Origin of the sequence: Bradyrhizobium sp. BWA-3-5 (assembly GCF_032917985.1) — a bacterium.
Taxonomy (GTDB): domain Bacteria; phylum Pseudomonadota; class Alphaproteobacteria; order Rhizobiales; family Xanthobacteraceae; genus Bradyrhizobium.
Window position 1 is genome coordinate 7,384,459 of sequence record NZ_CP136626.1, and the last position, 16,105, is coordinate 7,400,563.

At 63.5% G+C, this 16,105-nt stretch carries 18 protein-coding genes; 5 read left to right on the top strand and 13 right to left on the bottom strand.

Annotation, left to right across the window (positions count from 1 at the left end; genetic code table 11):
- Positions 1-173: 173 nt before the first annotated feature.
- From RX331_RS35485 to RX331_RS35525, 9 genes are all read right to left on the bottom strand, one after another.
- Positions 174-1,325: an ABC transporter substrate-binding protein gene (locus tag RX331_RS35485; protein ID WP_317254212.1), complete on the bottom strand. Its 1,152-nt coding sequence runs from the start codon at positions 1,323-1,325 to the stop codon at positions 174-176.
- 89 nt (positions 1,326-1,414) lie between these two features.
- Positions 1,415-1,834, bottom strand: coding sequence for a thioesterase family protein (locus RX331_RS35490; RefSeq protein WP_317254213.1), 420 nt, complete (start codon positions 1,832-1,834; stop codon positions 1,415-1,417).
- A 27-nt stretch (positions 1,835-1,861) separates the two neighbouring features.
- Positions 1,862-2,623 (bottom strand): SDR family NAD(P)-dependent oxidoreductase, encoded by a 762-nt coding sequence (locus RX331_RS35495; protein ID WP_317254214.1) that lies wholly within the window; start codon positions 2,621-2,623, stop codon positions 1,862-1,864.
- Positions 2,624-2,656: 33 nt separating this feature from the next.
- Positions 2,657-4,543: a feruloyl-CoA synthase gene (locus tag RX331_RS35500; RefSeq protein ID WP_317254215.1), complete on the bottom strand. Its 1,887-nt coding sequence runs from the start codon at positions 4,541-4,543 to the stop codon at positions 2,657-2,659.
- 1 nt (position 4,544) lies between these two features.
- Positions 4,545-5,348, bottom strand: a complete 804-nt coding sequence (locus tag RX331_RS35505; RefSeq protein ID WP_317254216.1) for a crotonase/enoyl-CoA hydratase family protein — start codon at positions 5,346-5,348, stop codon at positions 4,545-4,547.
- Positions 5,349-5,743: 395 nt separating this feature from the next.
- Entirely contained in the window at positions 5,744-6,205 is a 462-nt protein-coding gene (locus tag RX331_RS35510) for a DUF3237 domain-containing protein (protein WP_317254217.1), read from the bottom strand.
- Between the two features lie 9 nt (positions 6,206-6,214).
- Positions 6,215-7,531, bottom strand: coding sequence for a TRAP transporter permease (locus RX331_RS35515; RefSeq protein WP_317254218.1), 1,317 nt, complete (start codon positions 7,529-7,531; stop codon positions 6,215-6,217).
- Between the two features lie 5 nt (positions 7,532-7,536).
- Positions 7,537-8,046 carry a TRAP transporter small permease gene (locus RX331_RS35520; protein WP_317254219.1) on the bottom strand — a complete coding sequence of 170 codons (510 nt, stop codon included), beginning with the start codon at positions 8,044-8,046 and terminating at the stop codon, positions 7,537-7,539.
- Between the two features lie 207 nt (positions 8,047-8,253).
- Entirely contained in the window at positions 8,254-9,270 is a 1,017-nt protein-coding gene (locus RX331_RS35525; RefSeq protein ID WP_317254220.1) for a TRAP transporter substrate-binding protein, read from the bottom strand.
- A 262-nt stretch (positions 9,271-9,532) separates the two neighbouring features.
- Between RX331_RS35525 and pobA the strand changes: the two genes are divergently transcribed.
- A complete protein-coding gene (pobA, locus tag RX331_RS35530; protein WP_317254221.1) occupies positions 9,533-10,702 on the top strand; it encodes a 4-hydroxybenzoate 3-monooxygenase in 1,170 nt (389 codons plus the stop codon).
- Positions 10,703-10,962: 260 nt separating this feature from the next.
- Positions 10,963-11,391, top strand: coding sequence for a PaaI family thioesterase (locus tag RX331_RS35535; protein ID WP_317254222.1), 429 nt, complete (start codon positions 10,963-10,965; stop codon positions 11,389-11,391).
- A 144-nt stretch (positions 11,392-11,535) separates the two neighbouring features.
- Here RX331_RS35535 and RX331_RS35540 read toward each other — a convergent pair whose 3' ends face one another.
- A complete protein-coding gene (locus RX331_RS35540) occupies positions 11,536-12,429 on the bottom strand; it encodes a LysR family transcriptional regulator (protein ID WP_317254223.1) in 894 nt (297 codons plus the stop codon).
- A 119-nt stretch (positions 12,430-12,548) separates the two neighbouring features.
- Between RX331_RS35540 and RX331_RS35545 the strand changes: the two genes are divergently transcribed.
- Positions 12,549-13,181, top strand: coding sequence for a pyridoxamine 5'-phosphate oxidase family protein (locus RX331_RS35545; protein ID WP_317254224.1), 633 nt, complete (start codon positions 12,549-12,551; stop codon positions 13,179-13,181).
- On the opposite strand, the gene RX331_RS35550 is transcribed toward RX331_RS35545, so the two are convergent.
- Both RX331_RS35550 and RX331_RS35555 read right to left on the bottom strand, forming a co-directional pair.
- Complete coding sequence (locus RX331_RS35550; RefSeq protein ID WP_317254225.1) at positions 13,182-13,910, bottom strand: glutathione S-transferase family protein; 729 nt, start codon at positions 13,908-13,910, stop codon at positions 13,182-13,184.
- A gap of 68 nt (positions 13,911-13,978) precedes the next feature.
- The gene (locus RX331_RS35555) at positions 13,979-14,227 is read right to left on the bottom strand and encodes a hypothetical protein (RefSeq protein WP_317254226.1); all 249 of its coding nucleotides are present in this window, start codon (positions 14,225-14,227) and stop codon (positions 13,979-13,981) included.
- Positions 14,228-14,330: 103 nt separating this feature from the next.
- Between RX331_RS35555 and RX331_RS35560 the strand changes: the two genes are divergently transcribed.
- Positions 14,331-15,029 carry a YafY family protein gene (locus RX331_RS35560; protein WP_317254227.1) on the top strand — a complete coding sequence of 233 codons (699 nt, stop codon included), beginning with the start codon at positions 14,331-14,333 and terminating at the stop codon, positions 15,027-15,029.
- 44 nt (positions 15,030-15,073) lie between these two features.
- On the top strand, positions 15,074-15,421 hold the full coding sequence (locus RX331_RS35565; RefSeq protein WP_317254228.1) for a YkgJ family cysteine cluster protein: 348 nt from the start codon (positions 15,074-15,076) through the stop codon (positions 15,419-15,421).
- A gap of 97 nt (positions 15,422-15,518) precedes the next feature.
- On the opposite strand, the gene RX331_RS35570 is transcribed toward RX331_RS35565, so the two are convergent.
- Positions 15,519-15,923 (bottom strand): hypothetical protein, encoded by a 405-nt coding sequence (locus tag RX331_RS35570; protein ID WP_317254229.1) that lies wholly within the window; start codon positions 15,921-15,923, stop codon positions 15,519-15,521.
- Positions 15,924-16,105 lie beyond the last annotated feature (182 nt).

Below are 16,105 nucleotides of genomic sequence, written 5' to 3' on the forward strand. Positions count from 1 at the left end.
GTGGGGTGACGGTCTCTCCTCGTCCAGCAGTGCCCGAGTGGAGAGATCACCCCACCCCGTCACGCATCTTGCGATGCGCGCCGACCCTCCCCCTCCAGGGGAGGGTAAGAAAAAGTCGGCCCGAGAGTTAGGGCCGACTCAAACTTCTTGACGAACTGAGAGGTTGCCATCCCTCACTTCGCCGGAACGTATTTCCCGTCCTTCACGGTCAGGATGATGCGCGAGCGGTCGTCTAGGCCGTAGCGATCCTTTTCGGTGAAGTTGTAGACGCCCTGGCTGGCGGCGATTTCCTTTTCCGACGTCAGCGCCTGGCGGATCGCCTCGCGGAATTCCGGCGTTCCGGGCTTTGCCGTCTTCAGCGCCACCGGGATCACGCGCTTGAGCACTTCGAAGGCATCAAAGGAATGGCCGGCGAACTGGCTGCGGCTGTTGGCGCCGTATTTCGCTTCATAGGCGGTGTTGAGCGCCAGCCCCGGCTTCTTGGTCAGCGCGCTGTCGGGCTGCGATTCCGGTGACATCACCGGGCCTGAGGACATGATTACGCCTTCCGCCGCCGCACCTGCGATGCGGATGAAGTCCATGCTGGCGGCGCCGTGGGTCTGGTAGATCAGGCCCTTGTAGCCGCGATCGCGCAGCGTCGACTGCGGCAACGCTGCGGCGGTGCCGGAGGCGCCGACGAGAATGGCGTCAGGATTGGCTGCGAGCAGCTTGAGAACCTGGCCCGTCACCGACGTATCGGTGCGTGCGAAGCGCTCCTCGGTCGCCAGCGTCATGCCCATCGGCACGGCCTGTGCCTTGAAGTCGTTGGCCCAGAGATCGCCGTAGGAATCGGAGTAGCCGATGTAGCCGACGGTCTTGATGCCATGCGCCTTCATGTGCTCGTACAGCACCTTGCCCATGATCGGAATCGGCTGCGGCATCGCGACCGACCACTTCATGCGCGCTTCGTTGATCGGAAGCGGCGCGAGGGCGAAATGCGGAATGCCCGCCTCGTTCGCAACAGTGGATACGGCGATCGTCGGCGGTGTCGTCGACGAGCCCATGATGATGTCGGCCTTGGATTCCGTCACGAACCGCCGCGCATTCGTCGTCGCGGCAGTCGGGTCGCCACCGTCGTCGAGCACGATGACCTTGATGGGCACGCCGCCGATCTCCTTCGGCACGAAATCGAGCGCGTTGCGTTCGGGAATTCCGAGCGCAGCCGCAGGTCCGGTCGTGACGATGGAGATGCCGATGGTGATCTCGTTGGTCTGCGCCAGGCCCGGCGAGCCCGGCAGCGCGAGCGCCGTCACAATCGCCGCAGCGGACAGAAAAGCCTTCTTCATTCATTCCTCCGTTGATTTTCTCTTTATCGTGTAAAGCAAAAACAGACGATCAATTCAGCCCCTTCTTTAGATCATGCGGGACATCAAAGTCAGCCCCGCATGAATCGCTCGACGATCTCCGGCGGCATTGGCGCCGATTTCAGCTTCGCCGGATCGTCCGGATGCTTGCCGACCAGCACACGGGTCTCGAACGCCTCGATCGCCAACGCATCGCCCTTGAACACATTGTGAACGACCTCGAAGCTCGAGCGCTTGAATCTCTCAATCCGGCTTTCGATTCTGATCCAGTCGCCATGGGTTGATGGAATGTGGAATTTCGCCCGCGTATCCACCATGGGTATGCCGACCAGGCCGTATTTGCAGATGATGTCCTGCTTCGAGAAGCCGGCGGCCTCGAACATGATCGAGGTCGAATCGTCGAACATCGCGAAGTATCGCGGGTAGTAAACGATGTTGGCGGGATCGCAATCACCCCATTGTATCTGCACATCGCGCTTGTTGACGAACATGGACTATCCTCGACCAGGCATCATGCGCTAGCGCGGCGCCATGCGAAGCGCGGCATCGAGCCGCACCACTTCGCCGTTGAGGTACGGGTTGTCGATCATGTGCAGCGCCAGCGAGGCGAACTCCTCGGCCTGGCCGAGCCGGCGCGGGAACGGGATCGACGCGGCAAGCGAATCCTGCGCCTCCTGCGGCAGGTTGGCGAGCAGCGGCGTCAGGAACAGTCCGGGCGCGATCGTCAGCACGCGGATGCCAAACTGCGCTAGCTCGCGCGCGATCGGCAACGTCATGGCGACGATGCCGCCCTTCGAGGCCGAATAGGCGGACTGACCGATCTGGCCTTCATAGGCGGCAACGGACGCGGTGGAGATGACGACGCCGCGCTCGCCGGTCGCCAGCGGCTCGAGCTTGGACATCGCAGCGGTTGTCAACCGCAGCATGTTGAAGGAGCCGATCAAATTGACCTTGATCACCTTCTCGAAATCGCCGAGCGCCATCGGCCCTTCCTTGCCGATCACGCGCTTGGCGACGCCGATGCCGGCGCAATTCACCAGCACGCGCGCCGGGCCATGCGCCGCCGCGGCTTTTGCAATGGCCGCTTCCGCCGATGCTGCGTCGGAGACGTCAGCGATCACCGCGAGGCCGCCGATCTCGGCCGCAACCGCTTCCGCTAGGTTGGCGTTGAGATCGCAGACGGCGACCTTGGCACCCTGCGCCGCGAGCCGGCGCGCGGTCGCCGCGCCCAATCCCGATGCGCCGCCGGTGACGATGGCGGCCTGGCCCTTCAACTGCATGGTGCTCTCCCTGACAAGCTTATACTGATACGGTTACAGCGTGATGACTTGCGCCGGCGGCGCGGGCGAATAGATCTGCTCGATCAGCGCGCTGCGATTCTCCAGCACGGCGCGCTGGTTGATCGAGCCCTTGTCCGTGACCTCGCCGCGATCGATCGACAGCGGCGCATCGAGCAGCACGGCGCGCGTGATCCGGGTCGAGGAGCCGGTGGCTTCGGCGAGAAATTTCCGGAACCGTTCGTGGAACGCCTCGATGATCAGCGGATCGGATGCCACTGCAGCCAAATCGTCCAGCGGAAGCGTGGGATTGATCAGGCGGCAGCCGTCGAGATCGAGCACGACCAGCGCCGAGATTTCGTCGCGGTTGATTCCCGCGATTACGACGTCGCGCACCAGCGGCGCGCAGGCCGCGACGAAGCGCGCCCGGAGCGGGCCGACACTGACCCAGGTGCCGCTGGCGAGCTTGAAATCTTCACCGATGCGGCCGTCGAAATCGAAGCCGGCATCAAAGTCATTGGGGTCCGCGGGCTTGAGCGCGTCGCCCATCTTGTAGAAGCCTTCCTCGTCAAAACACTTCGCGGTGATGTCGGGCTGGCGCCAATAGCCCGGCATCACGTTCGGTCCGCGCGCGCGAACCTCGAACTTACCGTTGTTGGGCACGAGCTTGGCGTCATTGCCCAGCACCGGCAGGCCGACATGGCCGGAGCGGCTGGTGTGCGGATTGACCGACATGAAGAACGGCGCGGTCTCGGTGGCACCGAGCCCGGTCAGCATCGGCACGCGATAGCCGGTTTCGCGAACCGAGAGCTCGTCGAGGCTGTTCCAGACGAACGCCGACAGCGCAGCGCCGGAGAAGAACATCGCATGCAGGCGGGCGAAGAATTTTTTGCGTAAGGCCGCGTCGTCGCGCAGATAAGGTAGCAGTGACTCATAACCCTTGGGCACGTTGAAATAGACGGTGGGCGAAATCTCCTGCAGATTGCGCACGGTCTCCTCGATGCCGCCGGGCATCGGTTTGCCCTCATCGAGATACATCGAGCCGCCGTTGTAGAGCGTCAGCCCGATATTGTGATTGCCGCCAAAGGTATGATTCCACGGCAGCCAGTCGACGATGACCGGCGGCTCGTCCTTGAGGAACGCCAGCGTCTCGCGCAGCATCACCTGGTTGGCGCAGATCATACGCTGGGTGTTGATGACGGCCTTCGGATTGCCGGTCGAGCCCGACGTCAGCAGGAACTTTGCGATCGTATCCGGGCCGATCGCCTCATGCTGCGCGTCGAGGCGCGGATGCAACGGCGTCGCCATCAGGTCCGCGAGCGTCGTGACGTCGCGGCCCGGCACCGCGCCGCGGGAGGCGGCGATCTCGGTGCCGAACGAGACGTTGGCAGCGAGCGCATCGGCGAATTTCGTGGCGTCGTCCGAGAACACGAGGCCCGGCGTCAGCAGCTTCATCAGATAGCCGAGCTTGCCGTAATCACGCGACACCAGCGAATAGGCCGGCGATACCGGGCAGAAGGGAATGCCGGCATAGAGCGCGCCGAATGCGACCAGCGCATGGTCGATGGAATTGCCGGAGAGAATGACGACGGGCTTCTCAGCGGAAAGGCCGCGCGCCAGCAGCGCGGAAGCGATGTGCCGCGAGGAGGCCAGCAGCTCGGCGTAGGTGATCTGGCGCCAGCCGCGCGCAGCGTTGCGCTCCGCCATGAACACGCGATCGGGCGCGGTGGCGGCCCAATGGTGCAGACGGTCGGTGATGCGGATCGGATAATCGCGCAGTTGCGCTTTCGGACGCAGATAGATGGTGCCGTCGTCGCGGCGCTCGACATGCACGGCGGGCGTGCCGAACGAGATCGGACGCAGCGGATGGTCGGCGGCGCGGGCTGGGTCAGTGGCGGCGGACATGCTGGGTTGGGCGCTCATGTCAGGTCGGCTTCACCTTTGCGGTCTTGTGGTCGAGAAACGCGCGAATGCGGCGTTTGGCTTCCTTGTCGCTCTGCGCCACCGTGGCCATCAACGATTCCATCAGGAGCCCGGTCTGCGGATTGGCTTCCGCGATCATCGGCAGCGCCTGCAGCACGGCAAAATTGGTCAGCGGCGCGTTGGCGGCGACGCGCTCGGCGAGCTCCAGCGCCTTCGGCAGCGCGCCGGCTTCGTCGGTGAGGTATTGCGAGAAGCCATAGGACGAGCCCTCGGTGGCCGAATAGACCCGTCCCGTGAGCATCATGTCGACCATCCGCGCCACGCCGATCAGCCGCGGCAGCCGCACCGATCCGCCGCCGCCGACGAAGATGCCGCGCTGGCCCTCGGGCAGCGCGAAATAAGCCGAGGGTTCGGCGACGCGGATATGGGCCGCGCAGGCCAGCTCCAGGCCGCCGCCGATCACGGCGCCCTTCAGCGCCGCGATCACGGGGACGCGGCTATACTGGATGCGGTCGAACACCCGGTGCCACATCTGCGAGTGGCGCAGGCCTTCGGTGGCGTCGTGCTCGGTCAGCTCGGAAAGATCGAGGCCGGAGGAGAAATGGTCGCCGACGCCATGGATGACCACGGCGCCGATGCCCTCGGGGAGATTGGAGAAGCAATCCTGGATCGCGAGGATGATGCCGTCGTTCAGCGCGTTGCGCTTGGCCGGACGGTTGAGGCCGACGGTCAGCACCGCGCCCTTCTGCTCGATCTTGAGCAGGTCGGACTGACCCGCAGCGGCGGTAGCGTCGGCGTTTCCCATGGGCTCTTATTGCTTCCTGTCCAGAATAGTTATGTTTTATAACGATTTTGGGATGGGGGAGTCAAGGTGGGTGTTGGAGCGTCCGGTCGGGATTGCGAACAATGGGTAGAGCGCAGCCCGACTATCCAGGCGTCGGTAGATATGCCCGAGATCGCGAAGTCATATTCCGCTGTCGTCACCCGCGCAGGCGGGTGACCCAGTATTCCAGAGAAAGCAGTGATCAAGCCGATAAGCCGCGGCGTACTGGTTCCCCGCCTTCGCGGGGATGACATTTGAGTATGGTGGCGCTGTCTACGCGTCATGCGAGCGCAGCGAAGCAATCCATGCCTCGACTCGGGGATGGATGGATTGCTTCGTCGCTACGCTCCTCGCAATGACGCGGCGAGAGCGGTCGCTCACAACACCTGATGCACATCGATTACGACGCGGTCGGCGTGGCGGGCGGCGGAGGCGATGAAGAGGTTTTCCATCAGCCAACGATAGTTGGGCGCGCCGGTCTCGAATTTCGGCACGGTGCGGAAATAGATCAGCTTTGGATCGACCGGCTCGCCGCGCTTGAGTTTTTGCAGGAGATCGATCGGGCCGAAGCGCAGGCCCTTGTTCTCGACATAAACGACGGCGCCGTCATCGGTTTCGAAGGCGTATTTAGCTTCCAGCTCGATCAATTCGTTCGGGCGAATGATCTGGAAGTCGGCGCCAAACGGGAGAACCTTGCCGTTGACCCTCTCGCCCCTGACTTCGCCGCCAATGATCGGGATGATCCGGCGCACGCCGGTGCCGATCTCGCCCGCCGAGGTCACCTCGCCGATCCGCGCGGTGATGGTGAAGACATATTTGGTCTCGAGCTGCGGGGTCATTGAACCACCCTACCCGGCCATGCGCTGCGGCAGCCACAGCGCCAGGATCGGAAACGCGATCAGGATCACCAGACGGATCAAATCGGTCGCCACGAACGGAATCACGCCGCGGAAGATCGTCGAGAACGAGACGTCCTTCACCACGCTCTTGATGACGAACACGTTCATGCCAACCGGCGGATGGATCAGGCCAAGCTCCACCGTCATCACGATGATCACGCCGAACCAGATCGGATCGAAGCCGAGATGCATGATCACGGGGAAGATGATCGGCACGGTCAGGATGATCATGGCCATCGCGTCCATCAGGCAGCCCAGCACCAGATACATCACCATGATCAGCGCGAGGATGCCGTAGGGCCCGAGGCCGAGACCGGTGAGCAGCTCGGTCACCTTCTGCGGGGTCTGCGTCACCGTCAGAAAATAGCCGAAGATCAACGCGCCGATCAGCACCGTGAACACCGCGGCCGCGGTGCGCGTCGCCTGCAAGAGCGAAGCCAGTATCTTGTCCTTGTTGAGCCGTCCGGTGAGGACGCCGATCAGGAACGCGCCGGTAGCGCCGACGCCGCCGGCTTCGGTCGGCGTGAAGCGCGGCAGGAACGGCAGGCCATAGAGCCCGCCGATCACGAAGATGAACAGCAGCACCGGCGCCCAAATGTCCTTCAATCCGGCAAAGCGCTCGCGCCAGGTGGTTTGCTTACCGGTCGGCAGGAAGTTTGGCCGGAACCAGCCGATCAGCGCGATGGTGATCATGTACATCGTCATCGCCAGCAGGCCGGGAATGATGCCGGCGATGAAGAGTTTTCCGATGTCCTGCTCGGTGATAATGCCGTAGACCGCGAGGACGGTGGACGGTGGCAGCATGGCGCCCAGCGTACCGCCGGCCGCAATCACGCCTGTCGCAAACGATTGCGGATAGCCGAAGCGGCGCATCTCGGGATAGGCCACGGCCGAGAAGGTCGCGGCGGTCGCCACCGATGAGCCGCAGATCGCGGCAAAGCCGCCGCAGGCGGCAACGGTGGCGATGCCGAGCCCACCGCGCAGGTGGCCAACAAAGCCATTGGCGGCGCGGAACAATTCGCGGCTCATGCCGGAATTGGACACGAACGTTCCCATCAGCAGGAACATCGGGATCACACCGAAGGTGTAGTCGGTGACCGTGCGCATCGAGGTCTGACCGACCAGCTTTAGCGCCGGCGTGAAGCCTGTGATGTAGCCGAAGCCGCAGACACCGACGAGGCCCATCGCCATACCTACGGGCACGCGGAGCAGCATCAGCGCAAACAGCGCGACGAATCCGAGGACAGCGACGGCATCTGTACTCATGGGGCCTACTCTACCGTCTTGACCTTGGCGTCGTGGATATCTTCGGGATGGAAAATCAGCCGGTAGGTGCGGATCGCGATCAACAGCACCGCGGCGCCGTCGCCGGCCCAGGCGATGGCGAAGAACGGCCAGGTCGGCATGTGCATGTCGAAGGTGAGGACATTGTCGTTGTAGGTTCCCCGCACCTTGTCGAACAGCGTATAAGTCTGCACCGTCACCACGAATAGCAGCACCAGCGTCGCAAACACGTCGATCATGCGCTGGTATTTCGGGCCGACATTGGCCCAGATCAGGTCCACGGTGATGTGGCCGCCGCGATAGCTGGTGGCGGCGATGCCCCAGAAGATCAGAATGCCGAGCAGCATGCGCCCGATGTCAAAGGAATCAGGGATCGCGTAGTTCAGCGTGTTGCGTAACAGGACGCCGACGAAGATATTGAGCGCCACGATGCCGACGAAGCCGGCGGCGATCCATTCGATCGTGTCGATGAAACGATCCATCCACGCGCGATTCATGTCCGCAGGTTCCTATCGCTTGACGGCATCAAATTGAACGGTGTGGCTTGGATGTTACCTCTCCCGCTTGCGGGGTCGAGACGAGCGAAGCTCCGCTCTTAGGTCGGCGCGTACGCGCCGGGTGGGGACTCTCTCCACGCGAAGCTTCTCCATGTGGAGACACCTCCACCCCGGCCCTCCCCCGCAAGCGGGAGAGGGAGAAGAGGTCTACTGCGCGAGCGCGTTGTACTTGGTCAGCGATGCCTTGAGCTCGGCCAGCGCCGCATCCGGATCGCCGCCCTGCTTCTTGACGCCCTCGCCCCAGGTCTTGACCAGCGGCTCGGCGGCCTTCTTCCAAAGTCCGATCTGCTCGGGCGTGAGCTTATAGACCTCGTGGCTGGACTCCGCCTTGATCTTGTCGATCCCGGCGTCCTCCATCTTGCCCCAGTGCTCGCCGACCTTGCCGGCGGTCTCGGTGTTGCAGTTGTTGTCGATCGCCTTCTTCTGCTTGTCGGACATCGCGTTGTATTTGTCCTTGTTGATCACGAAGGCAAAGGTGGTGACATAGAGCGGCGCCTCCATGTCGTATTTGGTCACCTTGTCGATGCCGAACAGCAGGAGCGAGCCCCAGGGGAAGGTGACGGCGTCGGCGACGCCGCGCTCGATGATGTCGCGCACTTCAGGCGCAGACGACTGCACGTTGGTGCCGCCGAGCTGGGTGACGAAATTGGCCATCGTGGCGTGGGCGGGCCGGATCTTCATGCCCTTGATGTCGTCGGGTACGACGATCTTCTTGGTCCGCGAATGGAACGAGGATGGGGAATGGACGAAGGCGAGGCAGAATTTCACGTCCTTCATCTCCTTCTCGGCATATTTGCGGTACCAGGCGTCGAGGCCCTGCGAGCCGCCCTTGGCGTCCGACATCAGGAACGGCAACTCGCCGGCGCCGATCAGCGGGAAACGCCCGGGCTGGTAGCCAGGGTTGACGTAGGTGACGTCGGCGATGCCGTCGCGTGCCATGTCGTAGTGATCGAAGGCCTTGCCGAGCTGCTGCGCCGGAAACACTTTTGACTTGATGGTGCCGCCGGAATCCTTCTCGACCGCGGCCGCCCAGTCCTCCAGCGACTTCTGCAGCGGATGCGAGGCCGGCACCCAGTGCGAAATCTTCAGGTCGACGTTCTTTTCCTGCGCCATCGCAGGCGTCACGCTGGCGGCCAGCAGCATCGCCAGAAATGCTTTCCTCATCGGCATGTTCTCCCTCCACGCGGGCTGTTCGATCGCCCGACCATTAATTAACATGTTATCTAGCTCGTCCGCCTTTTCAAGGCGGACGTTCGGCTGCGGCGTTGCGTCTCTCCCCTGGCCGCGATGTGCACCGCGGCGAAGTACACTCGTCTAGTCACATGCGAATGATCTTTCCCAAAACCGTTATATGATATAACTATCATTGCAAGCTTGGCCGCAACCGTTGGGCCAGGGACCTTATAATACCGGGGAGGAGCGGGTATTGAGGACAAAAGTCGCAATCATAGGTGCCGGTCCCGCCGGATTGTTGCTTGGGCAACTATTACACCTCTACGGCATCGAAAACATCATCCTTGAGCGGCAGACACCGGAATACGTGCTCGGCCGCATCCGTGCCGGCCTGCTCGAGGAAGGCACGGTGGCGCTGCTCGACGAGGTCGGCGCCGGCGCGCGCGCCCATCACGAGGGGCTCGTCCATCATGGCGTCGAGCTCGCCTTCGGCGGCGCGCGCCACCGCATCGACATGCACGGCGCCACCGGCAAGACCGTGATGATCTACGGCCAGACCGAGGTGACGCTCGATTTGATGAACGCCCGCAAGGCCGCCGGGCTGACCTCGGTCTATCAGGCCGCCGACGTCAAGCCGATCGACTTCGACACCGACCGCCCGCGCGTCAGCTACGTCAAGGACGGCGTTGTCAACGAGATCGAATGCGACTTCATCGCCGGCTGCGACGGCTTTCACGGCGTCAGCCGCGCCAGCGTCAAGCCGTCGGCGATCACGACCTATGAGCGGGTCTATCCGTTCGGTTGGCTTGGCATCCTCTCGGAAACCCCGCCGGTCAGCCCGGAGCTGATCTATTCCAACCATGCGCGGGGATTTGCGCTCTGCACCATGCGCTCGACCAGGCGCAGCCGCTATTATGTGCAGTGTCCGCTCGACGACGATATCGCGCAGTGGCCGGACGAGCGGTTCTGGGACGAATTGAAGCGGCGGATCGACCAGAAGGCGGCGGACGAACTCGTCACCGGCCCCTCGATCGAGAAGAGCATCGCGCCGCTGCGCAGCTTCGTCGCCGAGCCGATGCGGTTCGGGAGGATGTTTCTGGCCGGCGACGCCTCGCACATCGTGCCGCCGACCGGCGCCAAGGGCCTCAACCTCGCCGCCAGCGACGTGCATTACCTCTCGCATGCCTTCCGCGAATATTACGACGAAAAATCCTCCGCCGGCATCGACGGCTATTCGGCACGCGCGCTGGCCCGGGTCTGGAAGGCGGTGCGCTTCTCTTGGTGGATGACCTCGATGCTGCACAAATTCCCGGACCAGGGCGAATTCGGCGCACGCATCCAGCTCGCCGAGCTGGAATATCTCGTCAGCTCGAAGGCGGCCTCGGCGTCGCTCGCGGAGAATTATGTGGGGCTGCCGTTTTAGGTATTCCGCGACGCCAAAATCACCGTCGTCATACCCCGCGCAGGCGGGGTATCCAGTACGCCGCGGCTTCTCGATTCTATGATCGGCGCCTCTGGAATACCGGATCACCCGCCCCAGTGCGCAATTGCGCACAGGTGGGTGACGACAGTTGTGCGCATTTCAAACATCCGTCGTAATGCCGTTTAAAACTTTGTAGGCGATGACTTCGCCTCGCCGCTTGCGTTCAATGATGCGAAACATCATCACAACGCGAGCCGCAAATGACCGCATCCGCCATCCCCGCAGGCTTTGAACGCCGCACCCGCCGGAGCCCTCTGACCGATCCGTGGGAGCCGCTGTATTCGAAGACAACCGACAAGGCCGTCATCATCGGGCTGCGATTGGCAAAGCCGCACACCAATGGCCGTGGCCTGATCCATGGCGGGCTGATCGCCGCGCTTGCCGACAACGCGATGGGCCATAGCTGCGCCCATGTGATGGGCGGCGTGTCGTCGCTGGTGACGATCTCGCTTGCGGTCGATTTCATCGGCACCGCCGAGGTCGGGCAATGGCTCGCGATCGAGAGCGATGTCGTCAAGACCGGCAAGACAATCTGCTTCGTGCAAAGCCTGATCAAGGCCGACGACGTCGTGATCGCGCGGGCCAATGCGACGTTTCGCGTGGTGCCGAAGAAGGAGCCGGTGTCGTAACGGCAATCTCGTGTCCCGGACGCGGCGCGGCGCGAAGTGACGCTCCGCCGAGCCGGGACCCATATGTCCGGTTACCGTGAGGATAGATGAGCCCCGGCTCTGCGGCGCACCACTTCGCGGTGCGCCGCGTCCGGGGCACGATAGTCACCCAAAATGCCAGTCGGCCAGCTCGGCCACGAGATCGATGAAGGTGCGTACCTTCGCTGATAACAACCGCGAGGTCGGATAGACGATGTGGATCGGCAGCGCCGGCTGCTCGAACGGCGCGAGCACGATTCTGAGCCGGCCCTTCTTCAGCGATTCGGCAGCCTGATAGGCCAGCACCCGCGTCAGGCCGCCGTCCGCTTCCGCATACTGGATCGCGGCATCCGAACTGTTGGTGGCGAAGCGCGGCGTGCTCGCAACGCGGATCTCGTGACCATCCTCGACGAACCGCCAGTCGAGCGCCGCGGTCATGGCGCCGAACTGGATCGTGTCATGGGCGGGAATGTCAGCCGGACGCTTCGGCTCGCCGCGTTTCTTGAGATAGCCCGGCGAGGCCACCACGATCCGCCGCATCTCGCCGACACGGCGCGCCACCAGCGTCGAATCCGGCAGGTGGCCGATTCTGACGGCGAGATCGACGCCGTCTTCCACGAGGTTGACCACGCGGTCCGAAAGGCGGAAGTCGACGGCAACATCGCTGTAGCGTTTCAGGTAGGCTGAGACGATTGCGCTGACATGGAGCCGGCCGAACCCGACCGGGGCCGAGATGACCAGCTGCCCTTCGGGGCGCGTGCGCTCGCCCGCCACAGCCCCTTCCGCCTCCTCGACATCGGCCAAAATCCGCCGTGCCCGCTCCAGGTAGCGCGCGCCGGCGTCCGTCAGCGCCACCTGCCGCGTGGTCCGCTGCAACAGCCGCGCGCCGAGGCGCTCCTCCAGCGCCGCGATCAGCCGCGTCACACCCGAAGGCGACAGGCCGAGCTTGCGCGCCGCGGGGGCAAAACCGCGCAGATCGGTCACCGCAACAAAGGCCTGCATAGCGTCGAGCCGGTCCATGCCACTATTGCATATCTGGCAACAGTGAAGTGTCAACTCTCATTATTGTTTAAGTTCTGGAAATGCTCATCTTTGCGTGCGAAGGACGACCATAGTGGCGCTCCATCGGGAGGCTCCAGATGTCTGACGTTCACACCTATTCCAGCGACGTGGCCTTCACCCCGGCGGTGAAGGCGATCCAGGCCCGCAAGGGCTCACGCGAGGCCTATGCCAATGTCGAAGCGCGCGGCGGCTGGCGCACCGAGATCGACGAAAACCTCGCCGGCTTTCTGGCTGAGACGAGCAGCTTCTATCTCGCGACCGCGGCCGCCGACGGCCAGCCCTATATCCAGCACCGCGGCGGCCCCAAGGGGTTTCTGAAGATCATCGACAAGAACACCATCGCCTTTGCCGATTACAGCGGCAACCGGCAGTACATCACGCAAGGCAACCTGTCGGAGAATCCGAAGGCGCATATTTTCGTGATGGACTACGCGCATCGCCGCCGCGTGAAGATCTGGGGCGAGGCGCGCGTCGTGGAGGACGATCCGGCCTTGACGGAAGCGCTGATGCCGAAGGGCTACAAGGCGCGGCCCGAGCAGGCGATCCTGTTCAGGATTTCGGCGTGGGACACCAACTGCCCGCAGCACATCCCGCAGAAGTTCGACGCTGCCGATGTCGCACAGGCACTGGCCGTGCGCGACGCCCGCATCGCCGAACTCGAGGCGGAGCTGGCGGCCTTGCGCGGCCAGCCCGCATCGGTCGCGCCGTAATCAGGCGGCCTGCTGCACCGGCGACCAGGCGAATTCCGGGTAATATAGCAGCATCATCCGATCGACATAGGCGGTGAGGTTTTCGAACTGCTCGGTGCGCTGCCGCAGCACGGATTCGAAGAACGGGGTGAGGATTCCAGCGAGCATGCCGAAGGCGGTGGCATCGAGGCCGCAAGGCGACTCGCCCATCAGGAACGGCTTGTCGCCAAGCTGGACCGACAGGGCAAACAGCGAGCGGACCGCGAGATCGATATCCTCATCCGGTGCGTGGCGGCCGAGGCCGCTGAGCAAATAATTCTCGGCGACGCGGAATTGCGCGTCCTCGCGCATCTTCTCGCGCAGATGCATCGGTGCACTGTCGAAGAAATGAGAGGGTCCCTTGGCGAAATTCTCGCCGTCGACCCAGCGTGCGCCGACCAGCGCCCAATAGACGTGATGCTCGATCATGCGCTCGAAGGCCCAGGCCTGCGCCCGCGCCTGCAGGCTGAGCGGCGCGTCGAAATCGAAGCCATATTTGGCCTCCAGATGCGCGCGGATGAAGGTGGAATCGGCGATGGTCTCGGCTTCGTCGACGATGTAGGGCAGTTGCCCCTTCGGCGAGGACGGCGGCTTGGCCCTCTCCTTGCGGTAGGCAAGACCGGCCATCTTGAGCTGGACTTCGGTCTTGGTCACAAAGGGGCTGATCTCCGGCAGGCCAAAACCCGCACCGAAGCCGTAAAGCGTAATCATTTGCCGATCTCCCGATCTTCCCTAGAACGCTGCCCGAAGGCTAGGACCCCGCTGCTGCCAACGTGTTGTCAGCAGCAGCAGTGCCGGCCATGGCCTTGCTCGGCCCGGGGTGCACGCGCCTTGCGCACCCAGGCGACGAGCTGGCCATGCGCAAGGGCGCACATCGCCGCGAACGAGCGCCACGCCAGCTCGGCCATCGCCCAGCGCAGGTCCGTGGTGACGCTGTGGATGGAAACCAGCTGTTCCAGGGCAAATCCCCTTGCATTGACCAGAGGTGCGCGGCTTGTGAGGGGGCCGAATTCGCTGAAAATCGTCATGGACAAATTCCCTTCACTTGAGGTGTTGTCCTTATGTACCGACCCCCTGCTGCCAACATGCTGTCAGCATCGGGCAAACGCCCTTTAGAAAAGAGACCGAGCCATGCGACGGGCCGACCGTCTGTTCCAGATCATTCAGGTGCTTCGGCGTACCCGTAAACCCCTGACGGCGGATGCGATTGCCGCCGAGCTGGAGACGTCGAAGCGAACCATCTACCGCGATATAACGACCCTGATCGAGCAGCGGGTGCCGATCCGCGGCGAGGCCGGCGTCGGCTACATCCTGGAAAAGGGCTTCGACCTGCCGCCATTGATGCTGACACCGGACGAGATCGAGGCCTGCGTGCTCGGCGCGCAATGGGTGGTCGGGCATGCCGATCCGGCGCTGGCGCGCGCGGCGCAGGACCTGATGGCCAAGGTCGCCGAGACCGTGCCGGAGCGGCTGCGGCCATTCGTGCTGGAGCCGGCCAGCCGCGCCCGGCGGGCCTGGAACCGGGAGCCCGACCGCATCGACATGGTGCGGACACGAACGCAAATCCACGAAGGCAAGAAGATCACGCTGAACTATCGCGACGAGCACGGCCGCGACAGCCAGCGCACCATCTGGCCGATCGCGGTCGGCTATCACGAGGCGGTGCGGATCCTCGCGGCATGGTGCGAGCTGCGCAAGGATTTCCGCAGTTTTCGAACTGACCGCGTCGTCGACGCGGTCTATCACGAGGAAAAATACCCCGAGAGGCGCGATATCCTGCGCGCGAAGTGGCGGCGCAGCCTGGTCTGGGAAGCGCCGAAGGATACGTGATGCCAGCGCTGGTCGCGGCGGCCGTTTGGCGCTAAACGCTCACCATGCCTCGAAGCGCCGCCGAGAATGAAAGCCCGTGCCAGACCTGCGGCGCCTGCTGCAGCTACTCGCAGAACTGGCCGCGCTTCACCATCGAGGAAGATGCGGCGCTCGACCTGATCCCGGAAAGATTCGTCAACGAGCGCCTATCTGGAATGCGCTGCGACGGCGACCGCTGCTCGGCGCTGTCGGGCAAGGTCGGCGAGACGACCTCATGCCTGATCTATGCGATGCGGCCGGAAGTGTGCCGCACCTGCATGCCCGGAGATGCCGAATGCGCGATGGCGCGAAAGCGGCATGGATTGCCGGCACTTCCTGTCGTCCCTGCGAACGCAGGGACCCATACCGCGTGATCTATCGATAGGGCAGAATGGCTAACCCAGGGATAACCAACCACGGCCGGTGGTTATGGGTCCCTACTTTCGCAGGGACGACGGAGAGTTTGGGTCTCTAAACCGTCACCGCGTCCGCAAACTCTTCGTCGTCGACGTCATCCTCAATCGGCTTGAAGGTCGAGAGCGGCTTGGTCGAGAGGGTGATCGGCTTGCGGCCGCCGCTGCCGGACGACGAGGCTGCACGCGCGGCGGGTTCGCGCGACAGTGCATACAGCGTGGAGCCGACCCGGCCGCCGAAATGGACCAGCTCGCGCTCGGCGCAGCTTGCAGCAATCGCGAGCGCCAGCGTGTGGAGATGGCTGCGGCGGTAGCAGAACAGCGCCAGCATGGCGCGGACGTCGGGCGAGACGCTTTCCACCAGCAGCGCAAGACCGTGCGGATTGGCGCGATACATCTCGCCAAGCAGCTCGTCCCGGACTGGACAGAAATCGTTCTCGAAGGCGTCGCGGCTTGAAAACATTGCGGTTCTCCCCTTTCCGAAAGATGCCGCGTAATTCTCTAATGAAGAGTTAACCACGCCCAGCAGTACTATTCCGGGGAACTTGCCAGTCACAACCGAATCGGAAGCGAGGTGCTTTGCGCGGCACGGAATGCGTGCCGAGCGGGCGCGGAGGGGTAAATCGAAACAGCGAAGCCGATGCC